Consider the following 10,297-nt stretch of genomic DNA (forward strand, 5'->3'; position numbering starts at 1 on the left):
GCCGGCTGGGAGGATGGAAGCTTCCGCCTCGGTTATACGCCGGCGCTCCGTATCGTCGCGATGGGGCAGGGCGAAGAACTCACCGCACTGGCGCGTCTCGCCGCCGCCTTCGGGGCCAAGGTCGGCGTGCTTTCCCCCGACGAACGGGCTCTGGCCGACCTGGATGGCGAAGGTTTCGACACCGTCCGGCTGACTTCGCGCACGCGCTTGCCGCCCCTCGTCACCGATCCGTGGACCGCGATCATTTCGGTCTTTCACGATCGCGACTGGGAAGAGGAATTGCTGCCGCGCGCGCTCCAGCTTCCCTCCTTTTACGTCGGCGCGATCGGGAGTCAGCGGACGCAGGATGTCCGGCGGAGCGCGTTGCGTGAAGCCGGCGTGGCCGAGGATCTTCGGCTAAAGCTTCGCACGTCGGTGGGGCTGATCCCGGCGACGCGCGATCCGGCGACGCTGGCGCTGTCGGCGCTGTCGCAGATCGTGCAGGACTATCACCGGCTCGGGGGTGAGCCCCCGGCCGAGGGCATGGACGATGCGCATTTTGCCGGGGTCTATTTGACCGGCCCGGTTTAATCGCGCTCGCGCGGCTGCCGTATCGCCTGGTATCGGGCGTCGAGGTTGATCGCGCGCTGTTCGTCGACGTCGGCGCGCTTCGTATCGCCCTGTTTTCGGAGCAGAAGGCTGCGATTATAATAGGCGCGCGCCGATTGCGGTGCATGCCGGACCGCCCGGTCGAGATCGGCGATCGCGCGCGCGCTTTCGCCCTGGCGGTCGTAGGCGAGGCCGCGATTGAGGTAGGCGACCGACAGGTCGGGCGCGACGGCAATCGCCTGATCGAACGCCGTGATCGCGCCGTCGAGGTCGCCCTCCCACGCCTGTTTCAGCCCGTCGGACAAATGCGCATCGGCTTGCGCCCGAACGGTCTTTGCGCCGCTGTTCGCCAGCTTTTTGCACCGCGACAGCGCCCGGCTCGGATCATTCACGGTGCAGGCGTTCCAGTCGCCGCGCCTGGGGGCGCCCCGCGGCGCCATGCGCGTTCCCGTCACGACGACCGAATCCTCGGCGGCATCGCCGGACGAAAACGCCGAAATGGCGGACGGTGCGTCCTGGACAGGGCGCGCCACGCGCTGGGCCGAGACGATGATCGCCTCGCGTTCCTCGGCTTTTGCGGCGGGGGGCGCCTGCGCGAGTTCGACTCGCTTCGCCGCGGGCGCGGAAACAATGGGGGGAGCCGCCGCGACTTGCTCGGAGGCAGGGCCGTTCTTTGCCGATGGCGGTGCCGCGATCGCTACGGGAGCGGGCACTTCGGCCTGGTGGTCCACGACCACTCGAACCGGCTCGCCTGTTTCTCGCGCAATCTGTTCGTCGGCGGCCGGCGCGCCCGGATCCAATGCCGTCCACGCGAAGGGCAGGCTGATCGCGGCGACCAGCGCGGCGGTCGCGACCAGCCCGGCCTGCGGACGCCGAAGGTTGGTCCACCAGGATGCTCTCGCCGGTCGAGGCGCGACCTGCGGCGCGGGTGCGCCGTCGAAGCGGGCCAGCGCGCCGGCAATCGCCGCCTCGCGCCGTTTCGGGGCGGGCGGCGGCGGTTCGGGCAAAAAGGCTTTCAGCTCGTCATCGCCCGTCATGGCCGCGGTGCCTCCGGCGCGGCGCGGCGCGATTTCGAACCAGGTCGAAACGGCAGGCGCGAGAGAAAGGGCATGGGCATCGTCTGGCCTTATACGCACAATATCGCGCCGGTCGAATGTCTCGATCGACCGGCCGAAACGGGCAGGGCGGATGCGGCGACGCTTTGGGGAACCGCCGCCGCACCATGTTAGCGCTCCAGCTTTGCCATCGATCCCGCCGTCTTGGCGGCGCGGACCATCTGGACCAGCTCCATGCGATATCCGAAATCGTCGGTGCCGCGCGCCGCGCCGACGATCTGCAGCACATCGTCATAGGTCATCGATCCGCTGTAGCGTCCGCCGCGGAGCAGTTCGGCAAAGGCCGCGACCCCAGTCGCGAACCGCGCGTCCTGCGGCGCGTCGGCGAAGCGGGCGAATTCGACGCGGCGATCGATCGGCGTCGAAATCAGCTGGCTGCGATCCGATTTCGGCAATTTGTAGCGGATCTTCACGAAACCATATTCGCTCGACGGCGCGGGGACGGCGCGCGGGGCGGGTTTGCTGTAGCGCAGGTCGCCCATCGTGCGCGGCCCGCCGACGGGGACGATCTCGTAGATCGCGGTGACCGTCTGCCCCGAACCGACATCGCCCGCGTCGACCTTGTCATTATCGAAGTCGTCGCGATTGAGCATCCGCGTTTCATAACCGATGAGCCGATATTCGGCGACGGTGGCGGGGTTGAACTCGACCTGGATCTTCACATCCTTTGCGATCGGGAAGAGGGTCGAGGTGGCCTCGTCGACCAGCGTTTTGCGCGCTTCACCGAGCGTGTCGATATAGGCGGCCGCGCCATTGCCGTTCTGGGCGAGCGTCTGCATCAGCGGGTCGTTGTAATTTCCCATGCCGAAGCCAAGGACGGAGAGGAAAACGCCCTTGCCGCGCTCGCGCTCGATATAGCCCTTCAGCTCGTTCTGGTCGGTGATGCCGACGTTGAAGTCGCCGTCGGTGGCCAGGACGACGCGGTTCACCCCATTCGGGTCGAGATTGCGCTCGGCCAACGCATAGGCTTGGCGGATGCCCTCGGCGCCCGCGGTGCTGCCGCCGGCGCCGAGCTGGTCGATTACCGCAAGGATCTTGCCTTTCTGGCTCGCCGGCGTCGGCTCCAGCGCCGTGCCCGCGCTGCCGGCATAGGTCACGATCGCGACGCGGTCGTTGCGGTCGAGCTGGTCGAGCAGCAGGCCGAGCGATTTCTTGACGAGCGGCAATTTGTTCGGCGCATCCATCGATCCCGACGTGTCGATCAGGAAGACAAGGTTCGCGCGTGGCCGCGTTGCGCGTTCGATCGCATAGCCCTTGATACCGATGCGAACGAGCTTGCGGCCTGCGGTGAACGGGCTGGGAAAGACCGCCACATTCGAAGAGAAGGGCTGCTGCGCGCTGCGCGGCGCGGCATAATCATAGGGGAAATAATTGACCAGTTCCTCGGTCCGCACCGCGGCCGGCTGCGGCAGGGCATTGTTGTTCAGCGACGCGCGAACGAAGGCGTAGGAGGCGGTGTCGACGTCGATCGAAAAGGTCGACACGGGCTCGTCGCGCGCGATCTTGAACGCGTTTTCCTGGGTCGAAGTGAATTTGTCGCGTCCGACGTCCTGATAATAGGGCATTATGCGATCGGGATAGGGGGCGCGAATGGCGCTGCCCGTTACGACCATTTTGCGGGTCTGTGCCGGCGGCGGCGATGCGATGCGTTCCGAGCTGATCACGGACATCGCTACCGGCGTGTCCATTACGGGCGTAGCTACCTGCTGCCCCGTGACGACGATGGCCGACGCGTCCTCCTCGACCTCGGCTTTCAATGCCGGCGAGGAAGCTTCCGACGACGGCGATGCAATGTCGGCTTCGTTCGATTGCGAGCAGGCGGTGACGAGCGTGATCGACAGGCCCGCGGAAAGCATCAGATAGAAACGGGACATGACATGTCTCCCTGGCAACAGCGGCGCACAATCGCCCGCATGTCCCTGGGACGCGCCGGCGCGAGAAATCCTTGGCGGCCTGGCGAAAAAAATTTCGGGTCGCCTCGCGATCAGTCGTCGGCTCGCGAATTCGCCGCAAGCTGGCGCCGGATCTCGTGCATTCGCCACGACACGGTTGCTTCGGCGATCCCCAGAATCTGAGCGGCTTCGGCGTGCGACAGCTGCTGTCCCGCGATCAGCACCGCGGTGTCGCGAAGCTCGGGTTTCAGCCGCGCGATCGCGCTTTCGATCCAGATCGCGTCATACAGGTCGCGGCCGTCCGGATGCCGCGCCAGCCCCGCCATGATACTCAGCCGCCCGGTGAACCGCGTGAATGCCGACCGCCGCCGATGAAAATCGCGGCAGGCGTTGTAAACGATGCTGCACAGCCAGGTCGTGAATTTGGCGTCGCCGCGAAAGGCGGAGAGCTTTTCCGCCAGGATGCAGCAGACATCCTGCGCAATATCGTCGGCATCGGCGCGCGATCCGGTCAATTGCCACGCGAGGCAGTGGATGCGGTCATAGTGATGCCGCAGCAAGGTTTCGAAGGCGTCGCGGTCGCCCGCGATCGCTGCGGCAAGAATATCCGGTTCGTCGGCGTCGGCCATGCGTCAGCCTTGGACGCGCGATGCGCGCCGATGGCATTCGGCCCCGGAATCAGGCCCGCCGACGGACCGAAGGTCCCTCACCGGCCAAATCGATCCCCCATATCCTGCCATCGCAAGGCTTGTGCCCCATTCGCCGCGCGAAGGCTATCGCTGACTTTTGCAGGTTCTCAGCCCTCGACGTCGCGCTTTTCCATGCCGGGCAAGTCCAGCGGCCAGGATTCCGCCAGAAAGGGGTCGGCGGCGGGGTGGCCGAAATAATAGCCTTGCGCCTGCGGGCAGCCCTCGTCGAGCAGCATCTGGCGCTGTTCCTGGGTTTCGACCCCTTCGGCGACGATCGGCATATTGAAACTGCGGCCGAGCCCGATGATCGCGCGGACGATCGATCGCGCCGCCTCATCATCCGAAATCGAGGCGACGAAGCTCTTGTCGATCTTGATCTTGTCGAACGGGAAGGCTTTGAGATTGCTCAGCGACGAATAGCCGGTGCCGAAATCGTCCATCGCGATCCGCACGCCGAGCGCGCGGATTTCGTGGAGCGCCTTTAGCGCGCTTTGCCGGTTGCGCAGAAAGGCGGTTTCGGTGATTTCAAGCTCGAGCCGATGCGCCTCGAGCCCCGATTGCGACAGTGCGTCACGAACCACGGCCGGCAGGTTCGGCACCTGAAACTGGACCGTCGACACGTTGACGGCGATCGAGACATTCTTGGGCCAGTTCGCCGCCGCGCGGCAAGCCTCGCGCAGCACCCATTCGCCGATCGGAACGATGGCGCCGATTTCCTCGGCGACGGGGATGAAATCGTCGGGCGCGATCTCGCCGCGTTCGGGATGGTTCCAGCGGAGCAAAGCTTCATAACCGATCACCGAAGCAAAGGCCGTCGCGACGAGCGGCTGGTACACGACGTACAGCTGATCGCGGGCGATTGCGTGTCGCAGGTCATGTTCGAGCGCGCGGCGTTCCTGCGCGAGCTCGTCCATCTCCTGATCGAAGAAGGCGGCGTTGCCCCTTCCGCTATTCTTCGCGCGATAGAGCGCCGTGTCGGCGTTGCGCTGCAGCACTTCGGCATTGGTTCCGTCCTGCGGAAAGAGCGCGACGCCGATGCTGACCCCGACCGCCATCGGATCGCGCGCGACGTCCATTTCGATCGCCAGCGTATCGAGGATGCGTGCCGAAAGCTTGCGCGCCTCCTCGGACCCCGAAACGCCGGTCTGGATGACGAGGAATTCGTCGCCGCCGATACGGGCGACAATGTCGTCGGCGCGCACGGACGACCGCAGAATGTCGGCGATGCGGCACAATATCTCGTCGCCGGCGCCATGGCCGAAGATGTCGTTCACCGCCTTGAAACGGTCGAGGTCGAGCGCGAGCAGGGCGAATGGCTTATTCGCGTCGATTGCGGCGTCGAGTGCGCGCGCGAAGTGGGCGCGGTTCGACAGATCGGTCAGCGCATCGTGCGACGCCAGATGCTCGATCGCCCGCTGCGCACGTTTCCGGTCGGACAGGTCGCGGATCGCCAAGACCTGACAGCTTCGCCCGCGATATTCGATCGTCTGGGTCGCGATCTCGAGGACATGGTCTTCGTCGAAGCTGCTGCGGACGCGCGCTTCGGCGGAATGGCCGTCGGGCGCCTCGAACGAACTGCCATCGCCTGCGACGAACCAGTCGGAGGGCGTGCTGCCGACGATCGCGCCGCTGCTGACGCCAAGCAGAGCGCAAAGCCGCGCGTTCACTTCGATGATCCGCCCGTCGTGTGTGATCGCGAGCGCTTCGAGCGTCGCGTCGGCCAGCCCATGCGCGTCGGTGAGCCAGCGGTCGACGAGCGAACCGGTGAGGGCGAGCGCGACCAGCGCGACATTGGCAATCACGATCGCCGGGACGAGCCAGTCGCGGCTGCTCGCCGTTCCCGATATGTCGCCGCGCGTCGGATCGGGGACGAGTGTGGTGGCCGACATCGCGGTGAAATGCATGATGACGATGGCGAGCACGGCGAAACCTGCGGGCAGGACGATCTTCTTCCAGCCCTTCGTTCTTGCGAAGGCGAGGAAGGCGGCGAAAAAGCACAGCCCCGATAGCAGCAGCGAGACGAGGATCGGGCCCCAGTCATAGGTCACGCGGGCCGGTGCGATGATCGACGCCATGCCGGTGAAATGCATCGCCGCAACGCCGATGGCCGCGCCGGTCGCCGCGGCGGCGCAGCGTCCCACGCTTGGCGCCTTGCCGAGCAATCGAAAGCTGCACCAGAAGAAACCGATCGCTATGGCGACCGACAAAATGGTCAGGCCGACGTCGAATCGGATCGGCATCGAACCGCGATAGGCGAGCATGGCGACGAAATGCGTCGCCCACACGCCGACGCCCTCGGCCACCGCCGCGACCACGAGCCAGTGATGCCGGCGGGCGTCGACGCAGTGTGTCGAGCGGCCCAGAACGACAAAAAGGCTGATGTTCCCGAGGATGCAGACAAGCGCGGCAATCACGACAAATCGCAGATCGTGCTGATAGACGACGCATTCGAGGACGCTGAACATGCATACTCTCCCCCTGGTCCCCGTCGCTCTTTTGCCTCTCAATTCTAAAGATTGCCTTATTGGGTGGTTGGTAGGCGTATCAGCGCGCCTCGACCACCTCGGCCGGGACGAGCAGGGGCTTGCCTTTTTCGACGATATAAGTCGCGAGCTCGGCGCCGTTCACGGCGGTGCGATTGCGCGCCTTGTGGGCGACGCCGGCCGGCACGAACAGTACTTCCCCGGCCTTCAGCGTCACGGGCGCCTGACCCTCGAGCTGATATTCGAGCGTCCCTTCGATGACGTAGATCACCTCTTCGCCGGGATGGCGGTGCCACGGCGCGACCGCGCCGGGCGCGATGTCGATGCGCGCCTGGACCGTTTCGCGACCGGGCGCCGAGAGGTCGTGGCGTTGGAGGTCGGTGCGGCTGACGCCTTCGGGTACGGGCATCGCCGCGATGGCGGGGCTCGCGAGCAGAAGCGCGGCGGTGGACAGGGTGCGGATGTATCGGGTCATGATGGCCTCCTTGGGCGTGGCTGGGATGGTGGTCCTGGTCGCTTGGGGAGAGTTTCGCCGACACGGCCCCCGAAGGTTACTTGCCGCAAAAAGATTCATCGCATATAGTTAGCATGCTAAGTAAAATGATGAACGAGAAGGCGCGGGCGATGCGGAGATGGAATGCAAAATATCGGCGGATGATTGCCGTGCGCGGGACGTCGTTTGCATGACGGCTCATCCTGCCTTGCTCCCTGCGTTGATGACCCGTGTTGTCGGCGCCGGTGTTTTGTCGGGTCTGACGCGTTTGTCTGGCGGTGCGAACATGGAGAGCTTTGCGTTCGACTGGGGCGAAGGCGAGCAAGCCGGGGGTTATGTGCTGCGGCGAGCGCCATCGGCGGATTATATGGCGGACCGTCCGTTCGGTCATGTGGACGAGGCGGCGCTGGTGATGGCGGCCTATGCGGCGGGGGTGCGGGCGCCCGAGGTGGTGGGCGTGCTGGAGCCGGGCGACGGCATGGGCACGGGCTATGTGATGCGGCGGGTGATGGCGGAGGTGTCGCCGGCGAAGATATTGGCCGATCCGCCGCCGTCGCTGCTGGGCGACCTCGGCCGCGAGCTGGCGCGCATCCACAGCATCCCGCTGAACAGCGTGCCCGCTGCGATCCCGCTGATGGACACGCGCGCGGCGCTGGCCGAGCTTCGGGCGCGCTTCCTGTCGTATGGCGGCGACCGGCCGGCGATCGCGCTGGCGATCCGGTGGTGCGAGGATCATCTGCCTGAGCCCGCGGCGCCGGTGCTCGTGCACGGCGATTACCGGATGGGCAATATCATGGTCGACGCGGACGGGCTGGCGGTCGTGCTCGACTGGGAGCTGGCGCACCGCGGCGATGCGCATGAAGACCTTGCGTTCGGCTGCATGACGGTGTGGCGCTTCGGTGCGCTCGACAAGCCGGCGTTCGGGGTCGGCAGCCTCGACGAGTATTTTGCGGCCTATGAGGCGGCGGGCGGGGTGCGTGTCGACCGCGGCCGCTTCGACTTCTGGCTGGTCTACCGCACGCTCTGGTGGGCGCTGGGCTGCCTGCAGATGGGGCAGGCGTGGCGGAGCGGCGCCGATCCGACGGTCGAGCGCGTCGTGATCGGGCGGCGCACCGCCGAGCAGGAGCTCGATCTGGTGCGGCTGCTCGAAGAGGAAGCGCCCGAAGGCGAGCGGGGAAGGGCGCTGCCCGCGCCTCCCGGCGTTGCACCGGTGCCGACCGGCGAGCCCACGAATGCCGAGATGGTCGAGGCGGTGCAGGGCTGGATCGAGGCATCGATCAAGCCTGCATCGCAAGGCCACGCCAAGTTCGAGGCGGTGGTCGCGATGAACGCCCTCGGCATCGTGCTGCGCGACCTGGGTGCGGGCGTGCGCGCCGAGGATGCGGTGCTCGCCGCCGCCTTGCTCGGCGGCACGACCACGCTCGCCGAGCCCGGCCTGCTTGCAAGGCTGCGCCGCGCGGTGCTCGATAAATGCGCGATCGACAGTCCCAAATATGCCGCGCTCGCCGCGGCGCGTGCCGAGTGGCGCGGATAGCGATAACAGGGAGAGAGACATGGATTTTGCGATGCCCGCCGACTTGCAGGCGTACCTCGACGAGCTCGACGCGTTTATCGAGGCCGAGATCAAACCGCTCGAGCTCGCCGACGACAATATCCGCTTCTTCGACCACCGGCGCGAGCATGCGCGGACCGACTGGGACAATCAGGGCCTGCCGCGCCACGAGTGGGAGGCGTTGCTACGCCAGGCCACCCGCAAGGCCGATGCCGCGGGGCACTGGCGCTTCTCGGCGCCGAAGAAGTATGGCGGCCAGGACGGCAGCAATCTGTGGATGGCGGTGATCCGCGAGCATTTTGCGGCGAAGGGGCTGGGCCTCCACAACGACCTCCAGAACGAGCACAGCATCGTCGGCAACTTCCCCTTCGTCGAGATGTTCGAGCAGTTCGCCACCAGCGAGGAACAGAAGCAGGAGTTCATCCTCGGCGGGTTCGAGGGCAAGCGCCGCACCGCGTTCGGGCTCACCGAGCCCGATCATGGATCGGACGCGACGCATATGGAGACGCGCGGCGTCCGCGAGAGCCGCGATGGCGTCGACGGCTGGCGGATCGACGGGCGCAAGATGTGGATCACCGGCATGCACAGCGCGACGCACTGCGCGACCTTCTGCCGCACCGGCGGGAATGACGGCGACGCGAAGGGCATCACCTGTTTGCTCGTGCCGACGGGCACCCCCGGCATGACGGTCGACGAATATCTGTGGACGTTCAACATGCCGACCGACCATCCGCGCATGACGTTCAGCGACGTGTGGGTGCCGGATAACGCCAGATTAGGCCCCGAGGGCGGCGGCCTCGCGATCGCGCAAAGCTTCGTCCACCAGAACCGCATCCGGCAGGCGGCGTCATCGCTGGGCGCCGCGGTCTATTGCATCGAGGAGAGCGTCAGATACGCGCGCCAGCGCAAGCCGTTCGGCGAGGCGCTGGCGAAGAACCAGGCGATCCAGTTCCCGCTCGTCGAGCTGGCGACGCAGACCGAGATGCTGCGCCTGCTGATCCGCAAGACCGCGTGGGACATGGACAACACCCCGCACAAGGAGGTCGAACGCACCCTCTCCGACAAGGTCAGCATGTGCAACTACTGGGCGAACCGCCTCGTCTGCGAAGCCGCCGACCGCGCGATGCAGGTCCATGGCGGCATCGGCTACTCACGCCACAAGCCGTTCGAACATATCTATCGCCACCACCGCCGATACCGCATCACCGAGGGCGCCGAAGAGATACAAATGCGAAAGGTCGGGGCGTACCTGTTCGGGTATCTGGGGCCGCGGAGAGAAACGATCGGGAAACTGTGAACCGGCCCCGCACGCTTTACGACAAGATATGGGATGCGCACGTCGCCGCCGAGGATGACGGCGAGTCTCTGCTCTATATCGACCTGCACCTGCTTCATGAGGTGACTTCGCCGCAAGCCTTCGCCGGGCTGGCGGCGGCGGGACGGGCGGTGCGCCGCCCCGAGCGCGCGCTCGCCTTGTCCGATCAT

The 10,297-nt window shown here is 66.1% G+C and carries 9 protein-coding genes; 4 read left to right on the forward strand and 5 right to left on the reverse strand.

Features of this window, described 5'->3' with window-relative positions; translation table 11 throughout:
- The coding region (locus tag ACREBX_RS10975; protein WP_431561783.1) for an XdhC family protein at window positions 1–570 on the forward strand (570 nt) is incomplete at its 5' end.
- Here the strand turns inward: ACREBX_RS10975 and ACREBX_RS10980 are convergent.
- From ACREBX_RS10980 to ACREBX_RS11000, 5 genes are all read right to left on the reverse strand, one after another.
- Window positions 567–1,625, reverse strand: coding sequence for a tetratricopeptide repeat protein (locus tag ACREBX_RS10980; protein ID WP_431561784.1), 1,059 nt, complete (start codon window positions 1,623–1,625; stop codon window positions 567–569). The genes ACREBX_RS10975 and ACREBX_RS10980 overlap by 4 nt on opposite strands.
- Window positions 1,626–1,813: 188 nt before the next feature.
- Window positions 1,814–3,577, reverse strand: coding sequence for a vWA domain-containing protein (locus tag ACREBX_RS10985; protein WP_431561785.1), 1,764 nt, complete (start codon window positions 3,575–3,577; stop codon window positions 1,814–1,816).
- Window positions 3,578–3,687: 110 nt separating this feature from the next.
- A complete protein-coding gene (locus ACREBX_RS10990) occupies window positions 3,688–4,224 on the reverse strand; it encodes an RNA polymerase sigma factor (protein WP_431561786.1) in 537 nt (178 codons plus the stop codon).
- A gap of 167 nt (window positions 4,225–4,391) precedes the next feature.
- Entirely contained in the window at window positions 4,392–6,749 is a 2,358-nt protein-coding gene (locus ACREBX_RS10995) for an EAL domain-containing protein (RefSeq protein ID WP_431561787.1), read from the reverse strand.
- Between the two features lie 79 nt (window positions 6,750–6,828).
- Entirely contained in the window at window positions 6,829–7,242 is a 414-nt protein-coding gene (locus ACREBX_RS11000; protein ID WP_431561788.1) for a cupin domain-containing protein, read from the reverse strand.
- Between the two features lie 208 nt (window positions 7,243–7,450).
- Here ACREBX_RS11000 and ACREBX_RS11005 point away from each other — a divergent pair, with 208 nt between their 5' ends.
- The 3 genes from ACREBX_RS11005 to ACREBX_RS11015 all read left to right on the forward strand — a co-directional run.
- Window positions 7,451–8,794 carry a phosphotransferase family protein gene (locus ACREBX_RS11005; RefSeq protein ID WP_431561789.1) on the forward strand — a complete coding sequence of 448 codons (1,344 nt, stop codon included), beginning with the start codon at window positions 7,451–7,453 and terminating at the stop codon, window positions 8,792–8,794.
- Window positions 8,795–8,813: 19 nt separating this feature from the next.
- Entirely contained in the window at window positions 8,814–10,109 is a 1,296-nt protein-coding gene (locus tag ACREBX_RS11010; protein ID WP_431561790.1) for an acyl-CoA dehydrogenase family protein, read from the forward strand.
- On the forward strand, window positions 10,106–10,297 hold a 192-nt coding region (locus ACREBX_RS11015; protein ID WP_431561791.1), incomplete at its 3' end, for an aconitase family protein. The genes ACREBX_RS11010 and ACREBX_RS11015, both read left to right, overlap by 4 nt.

The sequence above is a fragment of the Sphingopyxis sp. genome (assembly GCF_050725655.1).
Classification (GTDB): Bacteria; Pseudomonadota; Alphaproteobacteria; order Sphingomonadales; family Sphingomonadaceae; genus Sphingopyxis.

What these genes read in the sequence shown, in the direction of transcription:
- ACREBX_RS11000 (WP_431561788.1), bottom strand. Translation starts at nt 7,242, where the DNA reads ATGACCCGATACATCCGCACCCTGTCCACCGCCGCGCTTCTGCTCGCG.
- ACREBX_RS11010 (WP_431561790.1), top strand. Translation starts at nt 8,814, where the DNA reads ATGGATTTTGCGATGCCCGCCGACTTGCAGGCGTACCTCGACGAGCTC.
- ACREBX_RS10985 (WP_431561785.1), bottom strand. Translation starts at nt 3,577, where the DNA reads ATGTCCCGTTTCTATCTGATGCTTTCCGCGGGCCTGTCGATCACGCTC.
- ACREBX_RS10990 (WP_431561786.1), bottom strand. Translation starts at nt 4,224, where the DNA reads ATGGCCGACGCCGACGAACCGGATATTCTTGCCGCAGCGATCGCGGGC.
- ACREBX_RS11005 (WP_431561789.1), top strand. Translation starts at nt 7,451, where the DNA reads ATGACGGCTCATCCTGCCTTGCTCCCTGCGTTGATGACCCGTGTTGTC.
- ACREBX_RS10995 (WP_431561787.1), bottom strand. Translation starts at nt 6,749, where the DNA reads ATGTTCAGCGTCCTCGAATGCGTCGTCTATCAGCACGATCTGCGATTT.
- ACREBX_RS10980 (WP_431561784.1), bottom strand. Translation starts at nt 1,625, where the DNA reads ATGACGGGCGATGACGAGCTGAAAGCCTTTTTGCCCGAACCGCCGCCG.